28 protein-coding genes and 2 riboswitches are annotated in these 26,807 nt (G+C 41.6%); of the genes, 3 read left to right on the top strand and 25 right to left on the bottom strand.

Features of this window, described 5'->3' with window-relative positions; genetic code table 11:
• Window positions 1–2: 2 nt before the first annotated feature.
• Window positions 3–1,595 (bottom strand): spore germination protein, encoded by a 1,593-nt coding sequence (locus tag A6749_RS22940; RefSeq protein ID WP_066401103.1) that lies wholly within the window; start codon window positions 1,593–1,595, stop codon window positions 3–5.
• 153 nt (window positions 1,596–1,748) lie between these two features.
• Here A6749_RS22940 and A6749_RS22935 point away from each other — a divergent pair, with 153 nt between their 5' ends.
• Window positions 1,749–1,979 (top strand): hypothetical protein, encoded by a 231-nt coding sequence (locus A6749_RS22935; RefSeq protein WP_066397387.1) that lies wholly within the window; start codon window positions 1,749–1,751, stop codon window positions 1,977–1,979.
• A 12-nt stretch (window positions 1,980–1,991) separates the two neighbouring features.
• Here the strand turns inward: A6749_RS22935 and A6749_RS22930 are convergent, their stop codons facing one another.
• The 4 genes from A6749_RS22930 to A6749_RS22915 all read right to left on the bottom strand — a co-directional run bounded on the left by A6749_RS22930 (window position 1,992) and on the right by A6749_RS22915 (window position 4,688).
• Window positions 1,992–2,207 carry a hypothetical protein gene (locus A6749_RS22930; RefSeq protein WP_066397385.1) on the bottom strand — a complete coding sequence of 72 codons (216 nt, stop codon included), beginning with the start codon at window positions 2,205–2,207 and terminating at the stop codon, window positions 1,992–1,994.
• Window positions 2,208–2,269: 62 nt separating this feature from the next.
• On the bottom strand, window positions 2,270–2,536 hold the full coding sequence (locus tag A6749_RS22925) for a phage holin (RefSeq protein ID WP_066397382.1): 267 nt from the start codon (window positions 2,534–2,536) through the stop codon (window positions 2,270–2,272).
• A gap of 116 nt (window positions 2,537–2,652) precedes the next feature.
• Window positions 2,653–3,999: an ABC transporter permease gene (locus A6749_RS22920; protein ID WP_066397379.1), complete on the bottom strand. Its 1,347-nt coding sequence runs from the start codon at window positions 3,997–3,999 to the stop codon at window positions 2,653–2,655.
• Window positions 3,996–4,688, bottom strand: coding sequence for an ABC transporter ATP-binding protein (locus A6749_RS22915; protein ID WP_066397376.1), 693 nt, complete (start codon window positions 4,686–4,688; stop codon window positions 3,996–3,998). Before A6749_RS22915 ends, A6749_RS22920 begins: the two co-directional genes overlap by 4 nt.
• A gap of 177 nt (window positions 4,689–4,865) precedes the next feature.
• On the opposite strand from A6749_RS22915, the gene A6749_RS22905 reads away from it, so the two are divergent.
• Window positions 4,866–6,968 (top strand): transglycosylase domain-containing protein, encoded by a 2,103-nt coding sequence (locus A6749_RS22905; protein ID WP_066397371.1) that lies wholly within the window; start codon window positions 4,866–4,868, stop codon window positions 6,966–6,968.
• A gap of 143 nt (window positions 6,969–7,111) precedes the next feature.
• Here A6749_RS22905 and A6749_RS22900 read toward each other — a convergent pair whose 3' ends face one another.
• The 19 genes from A6749_RS22900 to A6749_RS22810 all read right to left on the bottom strand — a co-directional run bounded on the left by A6749_RS22900 (window position 7,112) and on the right by A6749_RS22810 (window position 23,690).
• On the bottom strand, window positions 7,112–7,828 hold the full coding sequence (locus A6749_RS22900; RefSeq protein ID WP_066397363.1) for an ATP-binding protein: 717 nt from the start codon (window positions 7,826–7,828) through the stop codon (window positions 7,112–7,114).
• On the bottom strand, window positions 7,825–8,331 hold the full coding sequence (locus A6749_RS22895; protein WP_066397360.1) for an ECF transporter S component: 507 nt from the start codon (window positions 8,329–8,331) through the stop codon (window positions 7,825–7,827). Before A6749_RS22895 ends, A6749_RS22900 begins: the two co-directional genes overlap by 4 nt.
• On the bottom strand, window positions 8,321–8,905 hold the full coding sequence (locus A6749_RS22890) for a cob(I)yrinic acid a,c-diamide adenosyltransferase (RefSeq protein ID WP_066397356.1): 585 nt from the start codon (window positions 8,903–8,905) through the stop codon (window positions 8,321–8,323). The genes A6749_RS22895 and A6749_RS22890 overlap by 11 nt, the downstream gene beginning before the upstream one ends.
• The gene (locus tag A6749_RS22885) at window positions 8,905–9,345 is read right to left on the bottom strand and encodes a bifunctional adenosylcobinamide kinase/adenosylcobinamide-phosphate guanylyltransferase (RefSeq protein ID WP_066397352.1); all 441 of its coding nucleotides are present in this window, start codon (window positions 9,343–9,345) and stop codon (window positions 8,905–8,907) included. The genes A6749_RS22890 and A6749_RS22885 overlap by 1 nt, the downstream gene beginning before the upstream one ends.
• Complete coding sequence (locus A6749_RS22880) at window positions 9,297–9,908, bottom strand: histidine phosphatase family protein (protein ID WP_066397349.1); 612 nt, start codon at window positions 9,906–9,908, stop codon at window positions 9,297–9,299. The genes A6749_RS22885 and A6749_RS22880 overlap by 49 nt, the downstream gene beginning before the upstream one ends.
• On the bottom strand, window positions 9,866–10,633 hold the full coding sequence (cobS, locus tag A6749_RS22875; protein WP_066397345.1) for an adenosylcobinamide-GDP ribazoletransferase: 768 nt from the start codon (window positions 10,631–10,633) through the stop codon (window positions 9,866–9,868). The genes A6749_RS22880 and cobS overlap by 43 nt, the downstream gene beginning before the upstream one ends.
• Entirely contained in the window at window positions 10,630–11,487 is an 858-nt protein-coding gene (locus A6749_RS22870; protein WP_084797940.1) for a cobyric acid synthase, read from the bottom strand. The genes cobS and A6749_RS22870 overlap by 4 nt, the downstream gene beginning before the upstream one ends.
• Window positions 11,484–12,068, bottom strand: a complete 585-nt coding sequence (locus tag A6749_RS22865; RefSeq protein WP_066397341.1) for a bifunctional adenosylcobinamide kinase/adenosylcobinamide-phosphate guanylyltransferase — start codon at window positions 12,066–12,068, stop codon at window positions 11,484–11,486. Before A6749_RS22865 ends, A6749_RS22870 begins: the two co-directional genes overlap by 4 nt.
• A complete protein-coding gene (gene cbiB / locus A6749_RS22860) occupies window positions 12,049–13,008 on the bottom strand; it encodes an adenosylcobinamide-phosphate synthase CbiB (protein ID WP_066397338.1) in 960 nt (319 codons plus the stop codon). Before cbiB ends, A6749_RS22865 begins: the two co-directional genes overlap by 20 nt.
• Entirely contained in the window at window positions 13,005–14,471 is a 1,467-nt protein-coding gene (locus A6749_RS22855; protein ID WP_066397331.1) for a heme ABC transporter ATP-binding protein, read from the bottom strand. The genes cbiB and A6749_RS22855 overlap by 4 nt, the downstream gene beginning before the upstream one ends.
• Before the next feature lie 2 nt (window positions 14,472–14,473).
• Window positions 14,474–15,532 carry a FecCD family ABC transporter permease gene (locus A6749_RS22850; protein ID WP_066397319.1) on the bottom strand — a complete coding sequence of 353 codons (1,059 nt, stop codon included), beginning with the start codon at window positions 15,530–15,532 and terminating at the stop codon, window positions 14,474–14,476.
• Window positions 15,498–16,463 carry an ABC transporter substrate-binding protein gene (locus A6749_RS22845; protein ID WP_066397308.1) on the bottom strand — a complete coding sequence of 322 codons (966 nt, stop codon included), beginning with the start codon at window positions 16,461–16,463 and terminating at the stop codon, window positions 15,498–15,500. The genes A6749_RS22850 and A6749_RS22845 overlap by 35 nt, the downstream gene beginning before the upstream one ends.
• A 165-nt stretch (window positions 16,464–16,628) precedes the next feature.
• Window positions 16,629–16,822: riboswitch (cobalamin riboswitch) on the bottom strand.
• 76 nt (window positions 16,823–16,898) lie between these two features.
• On the bottom strand, window positions 16,899–17,369 hold the full coding sequence (gene ribH / locus A6749_RS22840) for a 6,7-dimethyl-8-ribityllumazine synthase (RefSeq protein ID WP_066397304.1): 471 nt from the start codon (window positions 17,367–17,369) through the stop codon (window positions 16,899–16,901).
• Between the two features lie 17 nt (window positions 17,370–17,386).
• Window positions 17,387–18,580, bottom strand: coding sequence for a bifunctional 3,4-dihydroxy-2-butanone-4-phosphate synthase/GTP cyclohydrolase II (locus A6749_RS22835; RefSeq protein ID WP_066397302.1), 1,194 nt, complete (start codon window positions 18,578–18,580; stop codon window positions 17,387–17,389).
• A 40-nt stretch (window positions 18,581–18,620) separates the two neighbouring features.
• The gene (gene ribE, locus A6749_RS22830; RefSeq protein ID WP_066397300.1) at window positions 18,621–19,280 is read right to left on the bottom strand and encodes a riboflavin synthase; all 660 of its coding nucleotides are present in this window, start codon (window positions 19,278–19,280) and stop codon (window positions 18,621–18,623) included.
• A 12-nt stretch (window positions 19,281–19,292) separates the two neighbouring features.
• A complete protein-coding gene (ribD, locus tag A6749_RS22825; protein ID WP_066397297.1) occupies window positions 19,293–20,375 on the bottom strand; it encodes a bifunctional diaminohydroxyphosphoribosylaminopyrimidine deaminase/5-amino-6-(5-phosphoribosylamino)uracil reductase RibD in 1,083 nt (360 codons plus the stop codon).
• A 119-nt stretch (window positions 20,376–20,494) separates the two neighbouring features.
• A riboswitch (FMN riboswitch) is annotated at window positions 20,495–20,641 on the bottom strand.
• A gap of 90 nt (window positions 20,642–20,731) precedes the next feature.
• On the bottom strand, window positions 20,732–21,211 hold the full coding sequence (locus A6749_RS22820) for a GyrI-like domain-containing protein (RefSeq protein ID WP_066397287.1): 480 nt from the start codon (window positions 21,209–21,211) through the stop codon (window positions 20,732–20,734).
• A gap of 239 nt (window positions 21,212–21,450) precedes the next feature.
• A complete protein-coding gene (locus tag A6749_RS22815; protein WP_153043044.1) occupies window positions 21,451–22,782 on the bottom strand; it encodes a CapA family protein in 1,332 nt (443 codons plus the stop codon).
• 74 nt (window positions 22,783–22,856) lie between these two features.
• Window positions 22,857–23,690: an oxidoreductase gene (locus tag A6749_RS22810; RefSeq protein ID WP_066397272.1), complete on the bottom strand. Its 834-nt coding sequence runs from the start codon at window positions 23,688–23,690 to the stop codon at window positions 22,857–22,859.
• Between the two features lie 309 nt (window positions 23,691–23,999).
• Between A6749_RS22810 and A6749_RS22805 the strand changes: the two genes are divergently transcribed.
• On the top strand, window positions 24,000–24,689 hold the full coding sequence (locus A6749_RS22805) for a nuclease-related domain-containing protein (RefSeq protein WP_066397270.1): 690 nt from the start codon (window positions 24,000–24,002) through the stop codon (window positions 24,687–24,689).
• 496 nt (window positions 24,690–25,185) lie between these two features.
• On the opposite strand, the gene katA is transcribed toward A6749_RS22805, so the two are convergent.
• A complete protein-coding gene (gene katA / locus A6749_RS22800; RefSeq protein WP_066397268.1) occupies window positions 25,186–26,646 on the bottom strand; it encodes a catalase KatA in 1,461 nt (486 codons plus the stop codon).
• Window positions 26,647–26,807 lie beyond the last annotated feature (161 nt).

Below are 26,807 nucleotides of genomic sequence, written 5' to 3'. Positions count from 1 at the left end.
AGCTAATTCCCCTTCGTATCATCCGATTCATGGGAGCTGCCATGCTTGGGCGGCGTCGGTCTTTGATGTTCTCCCGTTCTTATGATATTGCCTTTGCTGATATGCTTCGGACGGTCTTTAAAGGCCCATATTGGATAGCGGATGAATACATCCTGCTGATTTTCACCGCTAAATGGTGATAATGGAGCCATATAAGGTACCCCAAAAGACCGCAATGAACATAAATGAATCGCCATTACCATTAGGCCAACCATGATGCCAAAAAAACCGACAAGTGCGGCCAAGACCATCAAGGTAAAGCGCAGTAATCTGGCGGAAACTGCCATCGCAAAGACTGGTGTGGAGAAATTGGCAATGGCGGTAATGGACACAACAATGACCATTACCGGTGATACAATACTTGCCTGTACGGCTGCCTGCCCAATAACAAGTGCACCGACAATGGAAACAGCCTGCCCTACCGCTCTCGGCAGACGCAAGCCCGCCTCACGAAGGATTTCAAACGTTACTTCCATGATCAACGCTTCCACAAAGGCCGGAAACGGGACATTTTCCCGCTGCGCAGCAATGGCAATTGCCAGCGTTGTCGGAATCATTTCTTGATGAAACGTTGTCGCCGCAATATATAGCGATGGGCCAATTAAAGCAATAAAAAACGATAAAATCCTCAGCAGCCGAATACTTGATGAAATATCAAAACGGGAATAATAGTCATCAGGTGCTTGGAAGAATTGCACAAAAATGGCCGGAACGGTTACGGCAAACGGACTGCCGTCAGAAACAATGGCGATCCTGCCTTCAAGCAGATGGGAAGCTACAACATCTGGTCTCTCTGTATGATAAGTTGTCGGGAAGGAGGTGAAGGTTTGATCTTCAATTAACTGCTCAATGTAACCGGAATCAAGTATTGCGTCAATATCAATCCGATTTAATCGTTGTTTTACCTCTTTGACAATTTCATCATCCGCAATCCCTTTTACATACATAATGGCAATATCCGTTTGCGTTACCTTACCAATTTTCATCGACTCGACCCAAAGATTCGGGCTTTTAATTCTTCTTCGAATTAAAGCCGTATTCACTCTTAGTGTCTCGGTAAAAGCATCCTTTGGCCCGCGAATCGATAATTGCTGTGTGGGTTCAAGAATCGGACGTGTTTCCCCGCCTTTTGTTTCGCCGCTAATTGCTTTGTTATAGCCGTTAAGGAAAATAATTGAACATCCTGATAACAACAAATCATACACTTCATTCCAGTTATTGATGACTTTCACTGAACCTAAAGCCACTGTTTTTTCCAATATAACTTGAAAAAGATCAGGATGTTCATCTGGAAGCGCCTTATTCATCAACGTTTCCAGTACATATTCGCTGATCCATTTCCCATCAACCAACCCGTCCATATACACCAAGGCCCCATGGACCGGGCCGAAATTTAGTTCTCTAATGACAAGATCGGTACTATTGCCTAACTCTCCTTTAATCCTATTAATATTTTCTTGATAATCTTTATGGATGGACAATTCTTCTGGGTTTAAGGGGTCTAAATTTTGCCGAAAATTATCATTTTTTCTGTGAGCTTGTTTCTTTTTTAACATTTTGGTTAATATTGACACAAACAAACGCCCCACTTTTATACCTGCTTTTGTTTTGGTTATGTTATCCAAAAGGACTGATTTTATCCATTGAAGATCATTTAGTCTGAATAATTAACGGCATCATTGGAAAAATTTCTTTGTGAGGTGAACCTGTTGAAAACCATTTTTGTTATGTTACTTCTATCGATTTCGATGTTTACACTCATTATTTTTTTAGATTTGGCTCTAGGATTCAGCCCCTATGGAATTATTAGGAAACAATTAAGATCTTTTCGTGTTACCGAACAAACTGAGCTAGTCATCTTGATGCTTTTTGCCCTTTATTTTGTTATAAAAGGGATTTCCGGTTTCATTAAGAAAAAGCAGCAGGAAAATGCCCAATAAAAAAACCCGCCATTATGGCGAGTCGACATCATTCGTTATATTGGACTTTGGCTCCTGAACACGTTTCTTTTTTATTCGTGAAATCAATAACACCAGTTTTTGAAGCCATCTTCTTTGCCTTTTCTCTTTTTTTCCATATAGATAACGGTTCCAAATATAATAGATTAATTCTTCTACAACAGCGATCATAATGATTACGATTGCGAAAATCGTGATCCAATCCGACATTCGTAAGGACTCCTTTTCTACCAAGTTACTTCATCCTATTCCAAAGTCCTTACGAGCATTACTTAATTTGGTTTTTTATAATTCATGGCCCGGACACTGTCACGATAACCTCTTGTTGTTGGGTCTTGGACGAGCCCAAGCATTGATAACAATACAAATACGGCATTGGCAAACATGAGAAGCCAATCCTTAACCGCATCTGTCAGCTGAAAATCTGTTACACCCAGTGAATGCAGTCCAGTCAAAATCATTTGTGCAACAATAAACAGCTGCGATATAAACGCAATAACCCAATTACGATTTTGAAACCGAACCTTCCAGTTAATCATTCTCCCTACCCCATTTCTTACCTATCTTTCTATTAATATATGCTAGGGGCAGCAAAGGGTTGTCCACTATTAAAAAAAAGGCTGTCCAAAAAGGGTGTCAGGCACCCTTACCTGTTTTATACTTCTCTTCTCATTGCCTTTAACACATCGACTCTAACAGCGCGTTGTGCAGGCCGGTATCCGGAGAGAATGGTGACGAAATAACAAATGACAAAGCAGATGACTGGCAGGATGAATGGAATATCACTAAATGTAATTCCCGCCGGAAGCTCTTCGCCGAATGCCTGTTTTATAATCAGCGGAATCACAAAATTCACGGCATAGCTAATTCCATAGGAAACAACAGTCCCTATAACAGCTCCAATTAAGCCGATATAACTGCTCTCCAGCAGAAAAATCCGTTTAATTGTTTTTGGATGTGCCCCAATTGCTTTCATGATGCCAATATCCGGTGCCCGCTCCGTTACTGCCATCGTCATTGTATTATATATTCCAATAGAAGCAATTAAAATGGCAATTGTTCCGATAAAAATAAGTCCAGCTTTCGCAATCGTGAACATCGTATTAACTTGCTTTAATTCATTGACAATGGAATAATTCTCAAATTTATTTTCTTTTAGCTGATCGACAATTCCCTGAACAGCTTCCATATTATTGGCATAGATCTTGACCTCATCATAAATGCCTTCATAGGAATCGGGATTTTCCAGCAGCTTTTCATCCGCACTTAGCATGGCTCCTCTTGGTGTCCCGGTAAATCTTTCAATCTCTTTTAATATCTTTTCGGAAATAAACACACTATTGTCTTGCATCCATTCCCTTGTTGGCTTTTTACCAATTCCCACAACTGTAACGTTAATCTTTTTCTCTACTATTTTGCCTTTTTTCAATTGCTTAACGGTCATTTCAAGATTTTTTCCAATTAGTGTTTCGGGGTAACGATATTTTTTCTTTACATGACCTTTGTTATCATACAAATCATCAACTTCATCGGTTGTCCCTAGATTTAACGGAAAATCATAACCGACTACCACTTCATTGTCGGCCTTTGGCAAACGTCCAGCTGATAATTCAAAACCGGCCATGATCTCGGCCGGAAAGTTCGTCACAAACGTTTCTTGCCCGCCTTGATAATTGCCAATCTTATAATTGCTCTCCTGCTCCAATCTGATCCTTCTTGTTACCGCCTTAACATCCTTAATCTTTTCAAGCGTCGGAATATCTTTTTTGTTGATTGGACGAAATCCGCCTTCCTTCACCTCTTTTCCATGGACATCTATTTGAGTCACAACCCGTTGTTCCATCATTTCTTTTACGACTGATTTCTGCAGGCCAAATCCAACCGAAGCAAGCACAATCAAAAAAGCACAGCCCATCGCGGTTGCTAGAATAGTCATAAATACCCGTGTTTTATTTTTCTTCATATTTTGTTGAACGAACCGAAATTGATCTCTTAGTTTCATACTATTGCCACCCCTTCCACAATCCGGCCATCCTTTAACTCAATTGTACGATGGCCGATTTGTGCCACTTTATTATCGTGGGTGATAATAAGAAACGTAATTCCTAAATCCCGGTTTAATTCCTTAATAAATTCTAGTAAACTTTCTTCCGTTTCACTATCAAGACTCCCTGTCGGTTCATCGGCAAGAATAATAGGCGGATTAACGATCAACGCCCGGGCGATACTGACCCGCTGCTGCTGGCCTCCGGATAACTCACTAGGATAGTGGTCCTGATAATCTAGTAATTCAACTCTTTTCAGCATTTCCTCCGTTTGCTGTTTGCGCTCCCGTTCGCTTACCCCTTTTAAAATCAAAGGCAGCTCCACATTTTGAAAGGCAGTCATACTGGGGATTAATTGAAAGCTTTGAAAAATAAACCCCAGATGCTGAATCCGGAAATCAGCAAACTTAGCTTCATTCAGATCAGTTACCTTTGTACCATTCAACCAGATTTCACCTTCTGTTGGCCGGATAAAACCGCTGACTAAATTGAGCAACGTGGATTTTCCCGAACCGCTCCGGCCTACGATGGTCACGATCTCTCCTTTTTCAACATTAAACGATATATTCCTTAACACCGGAATAATCGTTTGCCTGCCTTTTTTACCGATAACAAACTCATGACTTAAATTATTGATTGTAATCATTTTTTCCTCCTAAATTTACCTGCTTCACCTTAATAGACGATAACCAGCCGCAAATCCCCTTCAAATTTTTTGAAAAAATTTTTAAAGTCTTGTCGAAAATGGTTTTGATTGGTCTTTTCCGCCGAGAAAACTTATAATATAAAAAGTTAAAATCCTGATGAAGGTAAGGAGATAACAATGGAAAAGTTACGTCCAATATGGGAATTCATTGTTCGTTTTTGGAAGAAACGACATTTAACACAAATTCTATTATTAATTATTCTAGTTGTGGTCCTTGTAACCATTCTATATTTTGCCTGGCTTGCTTCTCGGGCGAATGTCCAATCATTGAAGGAAGGCTTAAGCCAGCCAACCGTTATTTATGACAAAGACGGCGATGTAGCGACGAATGTTGCGACAAATCGGACAAAAGGTGTAAAGATTGAAGATTTGCCAAAATATGTTCCAAATGCGGTCGTCGCGATTGAGGATGAGCGTTTTTATGAACATGGTGGCTTTGATGTTAAAGGGATTGCCCGGGCCTTCTTTGGCAACCTGCTCTCCGGCAGAATTACCGGCGGCGGCAGTACCCTCACCCAGCAGCTGACAAAAAATGCACTATTATCACCGGAACGTACGTATAAGCGGAAAGCAGAAGAATTATTTCTGGCTGTCAAAATCGAAAAGGTTTATAAAAAGAACGAAATTCTGCAGATGTATTTGAATCAGGTTTATTTCGGCGGCGGTGCCTGGGGAATTGCCAACGCCTCAAAGAAATATTTTGATAAAGATATAAAAGACGTCTCCATCAGTCAAGCAGCGATGCTTGCTGGATTACTGCACTCGCCAAACTATCTCAATCCTTATAATAACTACGATTTGGCGATGAAACGACGAAATGTCGTGCTAGGCAAAATGAAGGAGCTCGGCATGATTACAAATGCTGAGTATAAGGAATCAATAAAAGAGAAAATCCGTTTAAAGGATGGCGGCGGCAGCTTTATTGAGCGGAAATATCCATATTATGTCGATGCGGTTTTAAATGAAGCGATTTATAAATACGGCTTAACACAGGAAGAAATATTAACGCGAGGATATCGCATTTATTCCGAGATGGACCAAAACCTGCAGTCTGGACTTGAAAAAGTTTATGCAAAGGATTATTTGTTCCCACGAGGAATGGAAGGCAAGATTGTTCAAAGCGGTGCCGTCCTTATGGATCCGGCATCAGGTGGTGCCCGGGCACTCGTGGGCGGACGCGGCGAGCACACCTTCCGCGGTTTCAACCGTGCCACACAATTACGGGCACAGCCAGGTTCATCCATCAAACCGCTTGTTGTCTATACACCGGCATTGGAAAATGGCTATAGCTATTCATCTGAACTTGAGGATAAATCGATGACATTTGGCAAATATAAGCCGGAAAATTTCTCAAGAAACTATCAAGGTGAAGTTCCGATGTACAAAGCACTTGAGGAATCGCTGAATATTCCGGCCGTTTGGCTTCTTGATAAAGTTGGTCTTGCTAAAGGGCTTGCAAAGTTAGACAAGTTCGGTATCCCATATGAAAAAGGCGACAAGAACCTAGCCATCGCCCTAGGAGGTATGGATACTGGAGTATCACCGATGCAAATGGCTAATGCGTTCTCCGTTTTCCCTAATGGAGGAAAACGCCAGGAAAGCCACTTGATTACGAAAATAGTCGGACCGACTGGAAATGTCATAGCTGAACGCGATCCAGTCACAACAAAGGTTACTTCGAAAGAGACTGCCGATGAAATGACCTCGATGCTGCTCAATGTCGTCGAAAGCGGGACAGGACGGCGGGCACAAATTCCAGGTGTACAGCTGGCCGGAAAAACGGGTTCAACCCAGCTGCCATTCGGTGGTGTTTCCGGTACTAAGGACCAATGGATGGTGGGGTATACCCCAAATCTCGTCGGAGCGATTTGGATTGGCTATGACCAAACAGACCGCCAGCATTATTTGCCAAGCGCAAGCTCGTCCAATGTCGTACCGATATTTAGAGAAATGATGAAGACATCTTCTGGCTATCTGCCTAAGAAGCATTTTGACGTCGTTTCGGTTAATGATCAACTGGCTGGTAAATCGAAGGAAGATCAAAACTTTGAGGAGCAGGCGAAGAAAATTAGCAAGGAATTAAATGATAATGCCAAAAAGTTTGGTAACACCATTAAAGAACAGGCACCTAAGTGGAAGGAAGGTTTGGATAAGACCATTTACACGATAGGTGAAACAATTGATTCCATTGTTAATAAAGTAAAGGAAATAGCAAAATAGCACGCCAGGTTTATGGCGTGCTTTTTTTTAATTATATCTGCAACTTTTGGAGGGTTATCTGCAGTTATTTCGTTTTATCTGTATTTTTCCGGATATATCTGCAGTTTTTTTAATATATCTGCAATTCTCCAAAAATGAGCACTTTACCAATTAATTTTTAATGAATGCATATATTTCCCCGCTAAGTTGATCAAACTTTCGGTATGCTGATTCTGGTAGACTGAAATAAAACATGTCGCTGGTCCTGATGATTTGAATATATTCACATTCGATTCGACCATTTCCTCTGTTAACTCCAAATTTGGGAACAATTGCTGGAGTTCATGAAAGACGCCTTTCGAGCCAACCGGCCAACAGATGACATCATTCAATTTACTAACTTCTAAGAAGACTGATAAAGGCACGGCCTGTTTCTCCTGTCCGACCACTTCATTACCAACTAACGGTAGTCCAATTACGGCGAGGTTCACCTGCTCAAAATTAGGAATCTCTAATTTTTGATTCACTGTCTGTTTACCAACTACCACTGTTCCGAGTGCTGACTGTATTAAAGGAAAATTACTTTCGGTGCTTCCGGTAATAGACACATCGGACAAACCAAGTTCAGACAAGCCTTTCTTGACTCCCATAACAAGTTCTTCCCACGCTTCATTGCCGCAAAAGTTTTGAAGCACTACCGAAACAAGCTCACCTCCTGCCGCTATACATTCCATTGCTGCCACCCGAAATGAATAGTAAGAAACTGTTTCGTATGGCACCTGAACATGGTCATCGCCCTTTATCCCAATACCGCCGCTATTGTCGCTTGCAATAACCAGTGAGTTTTCTCCATCCAAAGGAATCAGCTGCACATTCCTCATCGTTTAACCGATTCCTTCGTAAAGCCATGTGAAACAAAGGCAGCCAGACGTGGAATCGCCGCCAACGCAACAACGGTATTCAATATCGAACCAATCAAAAGCGATGGAACCATCGCTATGTAAAAAGCTTTGCTGACTAAAAAAATAAATGGAAACGGGGCAGCAAAGGAATTTCCCAGCACAAAAAGTCCCCCGGCTGACAGCTTATGTTTCTTTTCATATACAACACCAAACAGCCAAACTAGTACCGCCATTTCTCCTGCAATCAAAAAATGCATCGGTCCAAGCGGAAAGCCACCTAACAGTGCTGAAATCAAGTGTCCTAGTGCTCCTACTAAAGCACCGGCTCCGCCGCCTAGCAACGCAGCAGCCAAAAGGGCAGGAAACGCATCCAAGGCAACACTGGCAACCACCGCGGGCACTTTAATCGCAGCGCCCACAACGGATAAAGCCGTAAACAATGCACACATGCTGATGAATTTCCCGTTATGCTTACTTTTCATCCTTCCGCTTCCCGTCCCTAAACACTTTGGCACTGCGGACGTATTCTACATCCTTCACATTCAAACGGCAGTTGATTACCCTTGCCAAGGCAAAGAAATAGTCCGACAGCCGGTTTAAATACTGCAGGGCAAGTTCAGGAGTTTTAGTGTCAGCCTTTAAAAGTGAAACAACTAATCTCTCAGCCCTTCTTGTCACCGTTCTCGCGATATGGATCGAGGCAGCCGGTTTTGTTCCGCCAGGTAAAATAAATCTTTCTAGCTCTGGAGCTTCTTTAATATACTCATCGATTTTTGCTTCTAAATAATCAATAGATTCCTGCTGGAGCTTTACTGGACGCTTTTCAGTAACATTTGCCAAGTCTCCGCCGCAATCAAATAATTCATGCTGAATTTTTTCAAGGTCATTAAGTACATCCTCGAAAACAACTGGATCAAGCTCTGTTACCGCCTGGCCGACAAAGCAATTTACCTCATCTACTGTACCGTACGCTTCGACACGGATATCATCTTTATCCACTCTTCCGCCAATAATACTCGTTTGTCCTTTGTCACCTGTTCTAGTATAAATTCGCATTAACAATCTCCTCCTGATTTTATTGTTTGATTGATACCATACCAAATCAGATCCACTTTTTCCGCCATTTCCGCTAAATCTTGATAAGACCATCCGGTTACATCGCGCCAAAGACGGTTTTCTTTCTCCATTGGGACAATCCCTTTCGTAATATCCGTACCAATGATCACTACCTTACGGGGGCCCTTCAAATTCTCCCATGCCAGCCAGTAGTTTAAAAATTGATTCCATCTTTCGCGGCACTCTTTGGCATCATACTGTTTTGTTAATTCTCTAAGCCAGATTTCAATTCCTTCTAATACAATTAAATTTTTGTCTATTTTCTGGAAATCTGCCGGCATAGGATCGTGGTTATAAGCGGAAATCCAATGTGCCTCCTGATATCTCTTTTTTACCCATGCCCGTTTTCCGTTAAAGGCACCTCCTGTAACAAAGTGCATCGTCTTCCCCTCCTGAACGCTTCGCGTGTAAAAGTAAGTTCAAAACAAATGTTATGCGGCACCTGCCAGCTCCAAAAATCTTTCATCTCCGGTCCATAAGCCGTTAATAAATATCGAATGACCCCGCCATGGGTGACTACAGCGCAGCGTTGATGGTTTTTTGACAATACTTCATTGAACAGCTTGGTCCAGCCGGCATCTACTCTTTCCGAGAATCGTTCAAATGACTCCCCATGCGGAGGACTGTAACGCAAAGGATCTGACAGCCATTGTTGATAAAGCGTCTTTTCCTTTAACTCCTCATATGTCTTGCCTTCCCAATCACCGAAGTTCATTTCCCTAAATTCCCTCATTTGCACAGGTGTGCCATTAGGAAACAATAATTTCGCCGTCGTAAGACATCGTTCTAAATCGCTGGAGAAATAACCATCATATGCCGTAAGCGGTTCAATCCACGTTGATTCGGGGCATAACGCTGAATCAGTCCAGCCTAAATAGCACTTTCGCTTATTTGCTTCGGTCAGGCCATGACGAAATAATGCAATAACCACAATGTCATCCATAGAATCAACTCCGTCCCTTCCACAGCTGCTCCTAGCACATCACCGGTAATGCCGCCAAACCATTTCACCACTTTAACACGGGCAAAAAAGAAGCAAACCACAGCAGTAGCGAGCAAGACCCATGTATTAGGAAAAAGAATAACGACAGCCAGTAAATATACCGGGTAAATCCGTAAAGCTTTCAAGGTGGCAGCTTTTTGAAATAGATAGCCTAGCCCTTCCTGCTTCGCAGATGGAACGGTAAGCAGCAGGACCCCCATGAGCGCCTTGCTGAAAAAAGGAATGGCCGCAATCAATATAAAAGAATTTAAAGATGCATTGTCAGTAATCTCATAGATAAACAGAAACCGGGAGCTCAATAAAACGATTATGGAAATGACGCCGAATGCCCCTGTCCTTGGGTCCTTCATAATTTCCAGTCTTTTTACCTTATCGCGATAGGAAAAATAAGCATCACTGGTATCCATCCAGCCATCGAGATGGATGCCTCCCGATAACAAAATCGTCATAATCCATAGCAGAAATGCGGCAGCCAAATGGGAAAAAGGCGTATATTCAAGAAGAATAAATAATAGGACGGAATAGATCAGCCCTTGAAACAATCCCAATAAAGGGAATGCTTGAATCGTCCTCTTCAGATGCTCTTTATCCATTGGAAATTGTTTTGAGATCGGAATGGCGGTGAAAAATTGCAGCCCTATCAAGAATCCCCTTAAAAATTTCATTTTTTATTGCCCCAATGATCGATGGTATCTTTTAATAACTCCCAATTGAGCAGGCTTTTTATCTGGGCGGCGACTTCATCCAATCTATGTCCCCGCCCTCTTACATCACTCACCCTTTGAGCAGATAGGCCGCTAGAGGAGAGTGAGTCCTCTACATCAATCAGATGATTTTCCACAAACGGCAGCACCCCAAGCACCGGAATTCCTGTCTTTTCCTCAAGCCACTTCATCCCATCTTGAAATAAACTAACATCTCCGTGAAACTTATTAATAATAACACCGACAACCCGTTCACGTTCTTTCGGCTCCAGCAGTTCAAGTGTGCCGACGATGCTCGCAAAGGCGCCGCCGCGGTCGATATCGGTCACAAGGACGACCGGGACATCTGCCATTTCTGCCACTTTCATATTTACAATCTCGCGGTCTTTCAAATTGATTTCTACCGGACTGCCTGCCCCTTCAATCACAACCATTTCATAGTCCTTTGCCAACTTAGCCAAAGAGGCTTCAATGACCTTAATCGCTTTCTCATAAAAACAATCCCGATAATGAATTCCAGAAAACGTATCGATGGTTTCTCCTAAAAACACTACCTCTGCCTGCTGGTTAGGACGCGGTTTTAAAAGAATTGGGTTCATCCATTCCGTTGCTTTTATTTTTGCCGCTTCTGCCTGTACAGACTGGGCAATGCAAATTTCCTTTCCATCCGGAGTCATGGTTGAATGATTGGACATATTCTGTGACTTGAATGGGGTCACTTTCACACCTTCATTAGCAAAAATTCGGCAAAGAGCCGTTACGATAAAGCTTTTGCCAACATCAGATGCCGTTCCTTGAATCATAATTCCTTTCATTGCTTTATCCCCTTCATTTCAAGCGGCAGCCCCGCCTCGATTAAAAATACCTCGTCCGCTTCTTTTACTAATCGCTGATGGATTTGCCCCAGTAGTTTTCCATATGTAAAAACAAGTTCACTGCTAATTAACGGCTCATATAACACTTCATTGCTTACCGCAATTACTGCTTTCGCGCGGTTTTTAAGTTTAATAACCCCGGTGACAAGCTCTTCCTTAATATGACGAAGAAACGCTTCATCCCAGGTCTGCTCAGTGGAAAACAGTTCATTATTCAAAAGTGTTGTGATGCAATCCATAAGAATAATATCATTTTCATCGAAGTAATCGACAATTTCTCCGATTTGAATAGACCTCTCTACCGTCCTCCAGCAATGTTTGCCGGCAGCCCGGTCCTGCTGATGTTTTTCAATCCGTGCTGCCATTTCAGGATCAGATGGGACTCCGGTTGCAAGGTAGTGAAGCTGTCCCCCGGTTTCCAGCGCTATCTTTTCAGCCAGTCTTTCCGCGAAACTGCTTTTACCGCTCCTAACTCCGCCAGTGACAAAAAGGAATGAATGATTATGTAAGAGCGAGTGCAAAAGTCATTCCTCCTATCCATAAAAACAACATGAATAACAATACCGTTCTGCTTAAAATTGTATTAGCCTTCAAAATATGATCCGCCAAGATGGGATGCATAGGGTCGCCCATCTTCGCCCGGTTGGACACCATTCCTTTATAGTAATTGGTGCCGCCGAGTTGGATTCCCAAAATGGCCGCGACAGCCGCTTCCCCCCAGCCGCTGTTGGGACTGGGATGATTTCTAGCATCACGAAACAAAATCATCCACGCCTTTCGGTAATTGGAGTGAATTGACCGATTAGCAATAACCATGATTATTCCAGTCAACCGGCTGGGAATCCAGTTCATGACGTCATCCCATTTTGCCGATGCCCAGCCAAATTCTTTATAGCGTTCACTAAAATTCCCAACCATCGAGTCACATGTATTCACAGCCCGGTAAACCATTGCCAGCGGCGCCCCGCCAACTAGTGCCCAAAATAATGGCGCGGTGACCCCATCACTCGTATTTTCCGCCACCGTTTCAATCGCGGCCCGCGAAATTTCTGATTCATCGAGATGCGCGGTATCACGTCCGACAATGTAGGACAGCTTTTTTCTCGCTTCTGGTATATCGCCTGTTTTTAATGGCTGGTACACCTCTAAGGAGGCATCCTTTAAACTTTTTTGCGCTATGGCTGCTGCAATGATAATGCCTTCCACTGCCACACCAGCTGCTGTATTAATCTCATAAGCTATGAAAATTAAACCAGCGCAAACGATAAACACAATGAAAACGACAAAAAGGAGCAGCAAAACTCCCTTCAGTTTTTTATATCTTCCTTTGTTTAAAAGCTTATCAAAACTAGAGATCAGCCTGCCAATCCAGCGTACGGGATGCGGCCAATTAGGCGGATCGCCAATCAGCAAGTCAAGAATATAGGCAACCGTTATGGCGATTAAATGATAAATGATCACGACTTTTTCCTCTTTCGTGATTTTCGAACAGCATTCGTTGTACATTGATACACAGCTTTACCAATTAATTTCCCTAGCGGAGTAATCGTTCCGGCATAATCCAAGAGCTTTCCACTTTGTGTTGCGGCGATTAAAATACTGTCGGTCGAAGTCCCAGTAGCAATCGTCCCTGTTATCTCATCCGTAACCGCTAGATCATGCAATGCCTTAACCTTTGCTTCCGTTGCAGTCATTATACTCTGAATAAACGCTTCTTCACTCAATTCACTATTGACAAAAACCCAGGTATTGATAGTGCCAGGCACCATTTCCAATCTATGCTTTTCACTTCTTGAGGCATCTACGGCATTTCCGACTCCTGCAGTTACGACTACAAAAAGGGAAAATTCGTCGGCTTCGTACATCCCATAGTCGACATCCTCTAATCTTACCGCAGTCATCATACCGACAGTTTCGGATGGTTCAAACCCTCTAGCTCGCAGGAATTCCGCCATTTCTGAACGGTGGTCGGTGCAGTCATAATCTTTGCTCACATGGCGGTTAACAAATGTTTGATGCCAGCCAGTTCCAGCCCCAATTACTCCTGATGACATGGTACGTAAAGGGATTGACGATCTTAAAGATATGACTTCATCTGATTGCTGCAGTAATGATTCATGAATACATTCTGAATTGTTCTGTCCTTGAATTTCGGGCAGAAGCACCATTTGGGGAGCGGCTACTTTTGGATGCGGATGCTTCTGGATATTTGTTTGATACACCTCGCGAATGGTTTCTTCACGCAGTACCTCATTCGGAACGTGATTGATTTTAATGACCCCTTTTTCAAGCAGGAGCAGGCGGTCGCAATAAAGGCCGGCAAGATTTAAATCATGAAAAATCGATACTACCGTCAGTCCATTTTCTGTCGTCCATTCTTTTAATAAATCCAGTAATTCCTTTTGATAGGATAAATCAAGATGATTCGTCGGTTCATCCAGCAACAAAATTTCCGGTTCTTGTGCTAACGCCTGCGCAAGAAACACCCTTTGCCTTTCGCCGCCTGATAATTCCTGAATGTTTTTATCCTGAAATGAGGACACACCAATCTGTTTCATCACTCGTTGGACAACATTTTCATCCTCCTGACTCCAAGTCTGAAACAAGCCCTTTTGATGGGCATACCTGCCAAGGGATACCGTTTCTTTTACACTATAGGAAAATGACTGTGAGGAATGCTGCGAAAGCACGGCTACCTTTTGCGCCAGCTGTTTTGAGTTATATGCATCAAGCCTTTTGCCCCCGATAAGTATCTCACCTTGCTTGATTGGCAGGATGCCGCTAAGCATTTTTAACAGTGTCGTCTTCCCGCTGCCATTGGGACCAAGGATGCCGAACAGTTCGCCTTTTTGAACACTGAATGAAATATTTTTTACTACTGGTTCACCCGAATATCCACCCGAGACGTTTTGAACACTAAGCATCCCTAACCACTTCTTTCCACTCTTTTTCTTTGTAATAGAATAACTGCAAATACGGGCGCGCCAATTAATGCCGTAATAACGCCGATTGGCAGTTCCGTCGGTGAGATAATCGTCCTTGAAATTAAATCAGCTAGAATTAAAAAGCCGCTTCCAATTAAAATCGATAATGGCAGCAAGTGCTTATGATCCGGTCCCCAAACAATTCTTGCTAAATGCGGTATCACCAAACCAACAAAACCGATGGTGCCTGACACCGCCACTGCCGCCCCTGTTAAGATCGAACCAGCAGTCAAGACGACCAGTTTTCTTTTTTGGACGTTGACTCCCAAATGGTGTGCCCGTTCCTCACCGAATGACATGGCATTTAGTTCTTTGGCATTTAAAAGAAGAATTCCTGAGCCAATGATAAAAAATGGCAGGATAATCTTAATATATTCCCAGCCGCGCATCGAGACACTGCCGAGCAGCCAGCCGATAATTTGCCGCAGTTCATCACCTGTTAACGCAATCATCAGCGAAATCAATGCTCCCAAAAAGGAGCTGAAAATAATTCCGGTTAAAATGATCGTCTCGACCCTCATTGAGCGCTCTATTTTACGGGCAAACGTCAGGACACAAAAAATTGTGATAAAGGAAAAAAGAATACTTAATAATGGCAATGTAAAAAAGCCAATAAAAGGAATCGACAGTTTAAAAAATAACGTAATGACCGCCCCAACAGATGCCCCTGACGATACACCTAATGTATACGGATCAGCCAACGGGTTGCGTAGCAGTCCTTGAAAGGCAGCCCCAGCAATCGCAAGCGACGCCCCGACAAGACCTGATAAGACCACTCTTGGAAGGCGGATATTGAGAACGATACTTTTATACATCGGTTCAATATCATCAAACGAAATACCAAATAATTTAGCCCCAATAATTTTTAAAATAATGGGAACTGGCACTGAAACGGTGCCAATGCCAATTCCCAATAATATCGAAATGAATAAAAATATTCCGGCTGCACTATAGGCAGCGAATTTATTATTTAAAAACTTCCGGATAGATGGCCTTAGCAAGATCCTCTACTCCTTCGATGATTCTTGGACCTGAACGGGTCACACGGTCAGAATCAACATCGATTACTTGCTTATTTTTTACAGCAGTTACATTCTCCCAGCCTTTTCTTGATAATACTTGCTCGACTGGATTTTTCACATAGTAGCCGTATGTAGTCAGAATAACATCTGGATTACGTTTAATCATGGCTTCTTGATCAACCTTTGCCCAGCCGTCTAAATCACTTGTAATGTTTTCAGCGTTAATTGTTGTTAACATTTCATTCATGAATGTATTGTTTCCTGGTGAATAAATGTCTGGAGCAGGTGATACTTCAACAAATACTTTCTTCTTATCTTTGATTCCAGCTACCTTCGTTTTAATTTCATCTAATTTTTTCTTCATTTCTGCTACAAGCTCTTCCGCTTTCTTTGTTTCGCCTGCAGCTTTCCCAACCATTAAAATCGAATCATATACTTGGTCAAAATTTTGCGCGTCATTGACAATTAACACGGAAATGCCGGCATCCTTTAACTGCTTAAGTCCTGCTTCCGAGTTATGGGCGGAAGATGCGTGTGCCAATACTAAATTCGGCTTTAACGAAATAATTTTTTCAAGATTAATTTCCTGGCCGCCAATTTTTTCTTTCTTCGTTACGTCTTCCGGATAATTATCAAAATCAGAAACACCGACGACTTCCTTGCCTAGGCCTAATGCATAGGCAATTTCGGTGTTACTTGGCATTAACGATACGATTCTTTCCGGTTTCTTATCGATGACAACATCTTGATTTAAGGCATCTTTAACGGTTACCGGAAACTCAGCTTGTTCCGTTTTGGTTTCAACATTTGTTTTGTTTTCTTCTTTACTTTGTTCTTTCTTTTCAGCACATCCCGCTAATGCTCCCACAATTAACATGAGTGCGAACAACAGCGAATACAATTTCTTCATGTTTCCAACCTGCTTTCTCATAATGTAACAAAAAATACGTCCTTCGCCAGCTAAACGAAAAAAAACATCCCCAAATTAAGAGGATGTTGGTATGAGTAGATTCATTTACCATAATAAAAGTAAAAGCCGTCTAGTCTTCCACACCTCCCTATCCTCGTAGGTTTCTTGGCGCATTTGAAATAGGCAGGTCTCCTGGCTTTTGGTCATCGCATCCTATGTCTTCCCATCCATCGACAGTGACATTGTATAGGGTGCTCCCAATTACAGTGGCGGGACCGCGTTGGCTTTTCACCAAACTTCCCTTTTAAGCTAAAAATCCTTTTAACAGATTTTTAAGCACCTATGTTCGTTTTAAATATTTTTTGTCTATTTCATTATAGAAAATGTTAGTAGATTTGTATATGACTTTTTCGACAAAAGCTTTCTTTTGTTGTCTTATTGTGCCAAATTTCTGCACAAATTCGCCATTTCAATTGCTGCTGAAGCCGCTTCCCAGCCTTTGTTTCCAGCCTTTGTGCCTGCGCGTTCGATTGCCTGTTCAATCGAATCAGTCGTCAATACACCAAAGATTACTGGAATGCCGCTTTTTAATGAAGTAGCAGAAACTCCTTTTGCTGCTTCATTACAGACATAATCGAAGTGTGGTGTTGAACCGCGAATTACTGTACCTAGCGTAATTACCGCATCGTATTTTCCGCTTTCCGCCATTTTTTGGGCAATCAACGGAATTTCAAACGCTCCAGGCACCCATGCAACATCTACATCTGTTTCATTAACACCATGTCTTTTTAAGGCATCCTCTGCCCCGCCCAATAATTTGCTTGTAATAAACTCATTAAAACGACCAACAACGATTCCGACTTTTAAGCCTGTTCCAACTAAATTTCCTTCAAAAATATGTCCCATGATTTTACCCCCAGTTATTAGTAATGGAGCATATGCCCCAGTTTATCATGCTTTGTCCGCAAATATTTCTCATTTTCCGCTCTTATTTCCATTTGCAGTGGTACTCTTTCAACAACCTCTAGGTCATAACCTCTAAGTCCCTTGATTTTGCGCGGATTGTTCGTTAACAGCATCATTTTTCGTACTCCCAAATCCTTTAAGATCTGCGCACCGATCCCATAATCCCGTAAATCCGCCTTAAAGCCGAGCTGTTCGTTTGCTTCGACTGTATCGTAGCCCTGCTCCTGAAGCTTATACGCCTTTAATTTATTGAGCAGCCCGATACCGCGCCCTTCTTGACGCATATATAACAGTACTCCATTACCAGCCTGTTCCATCTGCGACAATGCGGCATGGAGCTGCGGACCGCAATCACATCGGTAGGAACCAAACACATCTCCGGTTAAACACTCGGAATGGACCCTTACCAGAATTGGCTTTTCCGGGTCTATTTCCCCTTTAACCAAGGCTACATGCTCCTTATCATCCACTAAATTGGAATAGCCAATTGCTTTAAAATCGCCAAATTCCGTTGGCAGCTTGATTTCCACTTCGCGCTTCACCAATTTATCCTTTTTGTTGCGGTATTCAATTAGGTCCTTAATGGTTACCAATTTTAAGTTAAGCTTATCAGCAATTTTGCGAAGCTGGGGAACTCGGGCCATTGTCCCATCATCGTTCATAATTTCGCATATCACACCCGCCGGCTTAGCACCGCAAATTTTTGCAAAATCAACTGCCGCTTCTGTATGTCCTGTCCTGCGAAGAACGCCGCCTTTTTTAGCAACCAGCGGAAAGATATGTCCCGGGCGTTTGAAATCATCCGGTTTGGCATCCGGATCTAACATACTTAGGACAGTTGCTGACCTTTCATATGCTGAAATGCCTGTTGTGGTAAATTTATGATCAATACTGACGGTAAACGCTGTCCCATGTGAGTCTGTATTAATCGCGACCATCGGCAGCAAGTCCAGCTTGTGGGCTAGATCTTCTTCAATAGGGACGCAAATAAGTCCTCTGCCATGAGTAGCCATCAGATTAATCACATCAGGGGTTGCTTTTTCAGCCAATACGACAAAATCCCCTTCATTTTCGCGGTCTTCATCATCACACACAATAATAACCTTTCCCGCTTTTAAATCAGCAATTGCTTCATCGATCGTATCAAACATCTTTACCTCACTCCTTTATTATAAGTTTGGTACTTAGCGATTATAGAAATCCATTTTCTTGTAAAAATTGCGCTGAAATGCCATTTTTGGCTGCAGGCTGTTGTTCATTTTGAAGCTGCCTGAAAAAATGGCCGACATATTTTCCAATCATATCGCACTCAAGATTGACAATATCACCAGGACCCTTAAACCCTAGGACGGTTTCCGCTAATGTGTGGGGAATCAGTGACAGCGTAAAGCTTTTTTCTGTCACCGCGAACACAGTCAGACTTGTCCCATCCACAGCAATTGAGCCTTTAAGAATGATGTATCGCATCATCTCTGGGGCAGCCTCAATTTCATAATAGACTGCGTTTTCAAATGCCTTTTTGCCCTTAATCACACCGGTTCCGTCAATATGTCCAGAAACAAAATGACCGCCGAACCTGCCGCCTGCTGCCATTGCCCGCTCAACATTGACTCTAGAACCACGCTTCAAATCCTTTAAACTCGTCGCTTTGACCGTCTCGGGCATGACATCGACGGTAAATTGGTACGATGTGAAAGATGTTACCGTCAAACACACGCCATTTACTGCAATACTGTCGCCAAGATGAACATCTTCAAGAATTTTCTTCGCTTCAATGGTTAGAACAAAGGATTCACCTGTTCGCTTCATATTGGCTATGGTTCCAATTTCTTCAATAATTCCGGTAAACATAATCCATACCCCTTATCTTGGCTCCGCAATAATTCTTACATCTTTGCCAATAAGATCAACCTGTTTGAAATGTAACCCCGGCACCTCAGCCATTGTATCAAACCCTGCACCGCCAAATGAGGCTGGAGCGAGCTTGCCTCCAATTAACTTCGGGGCGATGTAGGTAATGATTTGCTGAAAAGCGCGCTCCTTTAAAAAGCTTCCGTGCACTTCTGCGCCGCCCTCCACAAAAAGTGAAGTAATTCCGCGCTCAGCCAACACTTTTAGTATTCCTTTAATGGAAATGGACGGAGTGTTCAGTTTTATAATTTCAACTCCGGCATTACGAAAGGCAGCTTCTTTATCAGAGTCCGCATTGGAACCTGTTATAATCCATGTTGGCGCTTCATTGTCTGTTATTATTTTTGCCTTTTCCGGCGTTCTAAGATGGGTATCAAGCACAATTCTGATTGGATTTTTCCCGCCATTTGGAAGCCTCGTCGTTAAGGATGGATTATCTGTGATGACCGTATTCACCCCAACTAAAATAGCGTCATGCTCATGCCGAAATTGGTGTACATCCGCTCTCGCTTCCTCTCCGGTTATCCACATGCTGTCACCTGTTACCGTCGCCGTTTTTCCGTCTAAACTAACAGCTGATTTCAATGTTACGAAGGGCAGTCCCGTTTGAATGTTATAGAAAAAGACTTTATTGACCTCCCTCGCTTTCTCCTCAAGCAGACCTGTTTCAACCTCAATTCCGGCCTTTTTCATTCGTTCAATTCCTGTTCCGGACACCCGCGGATTGGGATCCGTTGTTGCGACGAATACTTTTTTAATTCCCGATTTAATCACTAAATCCGAGCACGGCGGTGTTTTTCCATAATGGCTGCAGGGCTCCAGTGTAACGTACAAGGTCGAATCTTGTACTTTCTCGCCAGCCATTCGGATGGCATGGACCTCCGCATGAGGCTCCCCGGCTTTTAGATGGGCACCCATGCCAATGATTTGATTGTCCTTAACCAGCACCGCCCCGACAACCGGGTTTGGTGAAGTTTGCCCGGCTGCCCCTCTGGCAAGGTTTAAAGCAAAATTCATGTAGTACACATCATTCATTATTTTTTCTCCTTCTAAAAACGTAAAAAGGGCTCTGAATATTTATTCAGGGCCCAATAAAAGACAATAGGAAAATAAGGTTTAAACACAGGGAATTTTTCCCTTGGATTAAACCTGCACTTTTCCTTCTCCCATCCAGACTGTAACTGTCGGCCCTGGAGTTTCACCAGATCCACCGTTTAACAAATTGTTAACCGGGTCACGGACTAAGAAGCCTCAGCTTCATCACCGCCGGTAAGGACTTTCACCTTGCCCCGAAGGAATATTCAATTGAAATAATATTTATTATACAGAAAATAATTTAAAAAGGGAAATGGCATGCTCTATTTATATAAAAAAGAGAAGTATGCACTTCCCTAATATGCTTGTGTTTTATAGGTTTTTACCGGCAAATAGATATCAAAATGAAGATCTCCCACAGCATTTTGCCATTTATGCTCTTCTTTGTAGATTTCAAGACTAAGTGCTTGATGGTCCTGTTCGTACCCATAATCTTCCATCCATGCATGCAGCCTGCGATATGTATGTTCAATCTCCTTAAGGCTCCCCTTATGTGAGGTGCAAACATAATATTTACGTGGAATCGAAAAACCGACCATACCTTTTGGGATATCTTTAACCTCTTCAACCGGTGTTGTTACATAATAGGTAATCTCGGATTCACGGCTATGGAACGGAGCAATCAGCACTGGTTCTTTCGTCTGAAAAGGGACTTCCTCGAGACGTTCCTCCATCAAATAGAATAGCCTTGGAATGACGTCCAATTGTGAATAAGAACCATTCCAGGAAATCCCCACTACTTTTATTTCTTCTTTTTCAACTACCTTAATACCCAAACAAACCCCCTCCTTCAATCTATCATATTTCTATAATTCTCATAATATCCCTGAAATTCCTGCAAAATATTTTAACAAAAAGTTTAATTTTTGTTATTTTTAAAAAATTTTTATAAACAATTCAATTTTTTTAATCTTTTGTAAATAAATGTTTGTTACCTTTTTCGACTAATCTTACATTATTTTCCTATATCTTTTTTTCGACAAAAAAACAGAGGATCCTTCTTCCTCTGTCGAGTTTAATCGTTGCTATTTGTAACAGAAGTTAAGTCATTAATTCTACCGTTTTGAATTTCCAGCTCTCCATAGGAAAGATTTTGCAGTTCCTTCCAGACCCTGCTTTTTTCAAAATTGGATTGTTTTATAATTTGATCCTGCGAAATTCGAAACGGGACAAAAGACATCTCAATTTGGTCATTTTCAATATCTAAGTGTAAAATACCTGTCTGCGCTGTGTTACCTCTAATATAATTAGGAAACAGTAAGTTCCCCAATGAATAAGCAATCGGCTTTCCTTTATAGTATTCGAATCCTTGCAGGACATGGGGATGGCTGCCAATAACCCCGTCTGCACCAGACGCGATCATCTTCTGTGCCCATTCACGCTGGAACGGTTCCGGAGTTCGATTTTTTTCAACTCCCCAATGTATAAAGACAAACAGAAGGTCGGCATCTGCTTTTTCCTTTTGAATTATATTTTCAATCAGTTCAATATCATAGCCATTTGCTAAACCCGGTTTTATGTCAGTTGCCACCCAAGAATAATCAGGCAAAACTCTTGAGAAAGCTAAAATTTTTACCGTTTTCCCTTTTATGTCATAAGACTTTGCGGAATATGCTTCTTCCTTGTTTAACCCTCCGCCGACATAATCGATATTATATTCTTTTAAATTGGCAATAGTGTCAGTAAAACCTACTTGCCCAAAGTCGAGCGAATGGTTGTTGGCTAAGCTGACAAGCTGAAAACCGGCATTTTTCAACCCGGTTAATGCTTGCGGGTCAGAGCGGAATGTATATTGCTTATTTTGCTTGCTTCCGCCGGTGGTAATGGAGGTTTCCAAATTCACTACATTCAGGTCGCTCGAAGCAAGCTCCGATTTAATGTGGAGAAAGGGATAATCAGGCCCTTTTTGCTTAACGGTCTGTTTAACGGACCAATCAAACATGGCATCCCCAGCAAATGAAAGCCGAATCGGCCCATCTATAGTTTGTACCGCTTCGGGCACAATTCCATGACTTTCAATCGCAGTTGATTCAAAAGCCGCAAGAATTGCGTAACTGCCCGCTGGAATTACTTTGACCGGTTTGAAAAACTTCCCGAACAGCTTCATTTCAATAAAACTGGAGAAGAATGTGCTTTGTTTGTTTTGTTCTGCTTTAACTGTCTGCGTTAAGCTTTGTTTGTTTTGTTCTGCTTTAACTGTCTGCGTTAAGCTTTGTTTGTTTTGTTCTGCTTTAACTGTCTGCGTTAAGCTTTGTTTGTTTTGTTCTGCTTTAACTGTCTGCGTTAAGCTTCCTTGTAAAATTAAGATGATGACCATTATGAAAATTAGGACATTCTTTTTCCTCATAACCTTCCCCCTCTAGCTACTAAGAACAGTTTAATCGAGAAGGTATTAAAATAGATGTTGGAATTTGTCGAAAGCTATTTTTTATTTACATTTTTCAACACGATGCTTTCCCATTTTTTCCACGGGATGAGATTTTTTAAACGGATTGTCATTTTGACGCCTTTTCCAATTGGAAAACGAAGGGACGGCTCTTTCATTTTCGCGATTTTCGCTATTTTCTGTGACACCGTCTTCGGGTCCCCGAAACCCGATTCTCCTGATAATATATAGTTTTCCAGTTTTCCCATCTGTTTAAAGTAGGGGGAGTTTTCGTGTGAAGAGGTTACCTGACGGCCCGTTGTCCAAATATTTGTCTTAAATGACCCCGGTTCAACTAAGACTACGTCCACGCCGAAAGGTTTCATTTCGAGTCGCAAGCTTTCACTCCAGCCCTCAAGTGCATGCTTAGAAGCACAGTATGGCGATAAACCGGGGAACGCCACTTTGCCGCTAATGCTGCTTAGATTAATAATCTTCCCGCTGCCCTGTTTTCTCATGTATGGAAGAACCGTTTTAGTGACGGCAATAACACCGAATACATTCGTCTCAAATTGCTTGCGGTATTCTTCCAATGGGACTTCTTCTACAAAACCACCGGCAGCGTACCCGGCGTTGTTAACTAAGACATCCACCCTGCCTAATGTCTTGAGATATTCGCTGAAATTGTTGATGGACGTTTCTGAAGTGACGTCCAGCTCATGAATAGTGATTTGTAGTTGGTCATTTTTTGTTTCATTTAATAGATTGGCAGCTTTATCTAGATTTCTCATGGTGGCAATGACGTGAAATCCGGAGCGCGCCAGCTCAATTACTGTCAAAAGCCCGAACCCGCTCGATGCACCAGTAACAATCGCAATTGGTTGGTTCATAATTTTGTTGTTGCCCCCTTTTTATCAATATATCAGATGAATTTGCAGATTTATCGTAAAATCTGCAGATATATTCAAAATGTTGCAGATATAATTTAAAAATTGCAGATATGTTATGCAAAAATACAGATATATTTTGGCTTTAGTTTTCTCTAAGAAATTACAGATAGGTTATGCAAAAATGCTGATATATTTTTCATTAGCATGAACAAATTTATAAAAGTTTCGCTAAATTTCCACAAATTCCGCAGAAAAAATTTGTTTTTTTCCTTTAAAATAATAAGGAATTCATAAAAGGAGTGATATGTCTTGATTGGAAAAGAACGTAGTATACCTATTGTCATTTTAATTTTGGAAGCCATTTTGCGGCGACTTCCAAAGAACCATTTGAAATATCCTTTAATTGCCGAAGAACTGGAAAGAAGACGGGCTGGCTTTCGCGGAGAAGAATCACTGGACTATTATTTACGATCCCTGCCTGAAAAGGAATACATAATCTTCCACGATTTAAATTTCCCCGACGGAGACTTCAATTGCCAAATCGACACCCTTCTATTAACCTCACGTTTTGCCTTAATCCTAGAAATTAAAAATATGACCGGAAAACTAACTTTTGATATAGAAAATGAGCAATTTTTCCAAATTAAAGACGGAAATGAAAAAGGTTATTCTGATCCCATTGCCCAAGCTGAAAGGCATCAAAAGTTTATCCAAAAGCTTTTCGCTGAACATAATTTGCCGCCAGTTCCCGTCGATCACCTAGTCGTTATCAGTAATCCAAACGCTATTTTAGAATTCAAAGGCAATAACTATAAAGTCATTAAAAGAGTATGTAAATCACACAGTATGCTAAAGAGGATTTCATTGTACGAACAGAAATATGAAAAAAAAATCTTGACTCCTAAAGAACTTCGGAAAATAAGTAAACTCCTAGTTAAATTGAATACACCTCCAACAAAATTCATTCTACAAAATTATGGTATTAAAAAACAGAGCTAAGATTCGGAGTTCATTGCCCAATTTGTGATTATCTGCCTCTGTATCGACAAAAAGCTAGTTGGTTTTGCCCTAATTGCCAATCATTTTCGAAAGATGCATATATTTATACATTATTAGACTATTTTCTTTTGTATGATTTAAAAGTGACAAATCAACAGTTTCGGGAGTTTGCATTAATAAATTCACCAGATTTATCAGGAAGGTTACTTAGAGCAGCAGAAATAAAATACTCTGGTACAAATAAAGGAAGATATTATTATGTGGATAATAACCAATTAGAAAAATTAACAACTCAAATTCGAAGAAAAAATTCTAGAAATTTAAGATATTCTTAAATTTGCAGATATAATTCAAAAACTGCAGATATCATTATAAAAATTGCAGATATATTTTAAAAACTGCAGATATCTTGCCCAAAACTGCAGATATCCCAACTACTAAAAAAAATTAAAAATGCCGCTCCTGATAAAGAGCGGCATTTCATTAGTTTACTAGATTACTTTACCTCTTGTGGGACCTGCAAGTTCAAACCTTTGGCTACCCGCTCACCGTATTCAGGGTCCGCCTTGTAGAAATGCTGAATTTGGCGGAGCTTGATGTCGTCTCTTTCAACCGGCTTCATTGCAGCGACAATATTTTCAACTAATCGTCCGCGCTCATCCTTGGACATTAATCTGTACAGGTCGCCAGCTTGAGTGTAATGGTCATTGTGATCATATGCTACCTGAGCAGCTTCACCGGAAATATCAAATGGTGTTTGTTTAAATTGCGGTGCTTCTTTTGGTCCGTCATAGCTGTTTGGCTCATAGTAAACAGAGCCGCCGCCGTTGTTATCAAAGCGCATCGCACCGTCACGCTGATAGTTATTTGCCTCAACACGCGGGCGATTAATCGGCAGCAGGTTGTGATTAGCGCCAACGCGGTAACGATGGGCATCAGAATAAGCAAATAAACGTCCTTGAAGCATTTTATCAGGTGATGCTTCCACACCTGGAACCATGGTGCCAGGTGAGAACGTAGCCTGTTCCACCTCAGCAAAATAGTTTTCAGGATTTCTGTCTAGAACCATGCGCCCTACTTCAATTAATGGATAATCCTTATGTGACCAAATCTTTGTGACATCGAACGGATCGAAACGATACGTATTGGCATCCTCAATCGGCATGATTTGTACATGCAATCTCCATGCAGGGTAATCGCCATTCTCAATTGCATTAAATAAATCCTCTGTATGATAATCCGGATTCTCACCTGCTAACTTAGCAGCCACATCATTTGCCATATTTTTAACACCTTGTTCAGTGATAAAGTGATATTTTACCCAAACAGCTTCCCCTTCTGCATTCACCCATTTAAAGGTATGGCTGCCGTAGCCATTCATATGACGTAAAGTTGCGGGAATACCGCGGTCACCCATTAAGTATGTTACTTGATGGAGCGATTCCGGTGACAGACTCCAAAAATCCCAAACGGCATTTGGATTTTTCAAGTGAGTTCTCGGATCTCGTTTTTGCGTATGAATGAAATCTGGGAATTTGATGGCATCCCGGATAAAGAAAATCGGTGTATTATTTCCGACTAAGTCATAGTTGCCTTCTTCTGTGTAAAACTTAACCGCAAAGCCGCGCGGGTCTCTAACTGTATCGGCGGAGCCAAGTTCACCGGCAACCGTCGAGAATCGGATGAACATCGGTGTTCTTTTTCCAACACCATTAAACAGCTTGGCCTTTGTGTACTTGGACATGTCATTCGTCACTTCGAAATAGCCGTGTGCCCCAGCGCCTTTAGCATGTACCACGCGTTCAGGTACTCGTTCACGGTTAAAATGGGCTAATTTTTCTAGCAAGTGGACATCTTGAATTAACGTTGGCCCGCGTCCTCCAGCTGTCATTGAATTTTGATTATCCCCAACTGGTACTCCAGTTCCTGTTGTCAAATGTTTGTTTACATTACTCATTACATCACCTCATAAGCTTTTTTAAAACTTTAATTAAATTATAATATAAATCTTATAAAAATCAATACTAAATTATAATAATTATAAAATAGTATTGATTTTAAACATAAACTTATAAAAGCTCACTATTAAATAACTATTTAAAAAAAAGGACATTATTC

Origin of the sequence: Neobacillus mesonae, from assembly GCF_001636315.1 — a bacterium.
GTDB classification, from domain to species: Bacteria; Bacillota; Bacilli; order Bacillales; family Cytobacillaceae; genus Neobacillus; species Neobacillus mesonae.
This window is presented reverse-complemented; position numbering and strand designations above follow the sequence as displayed.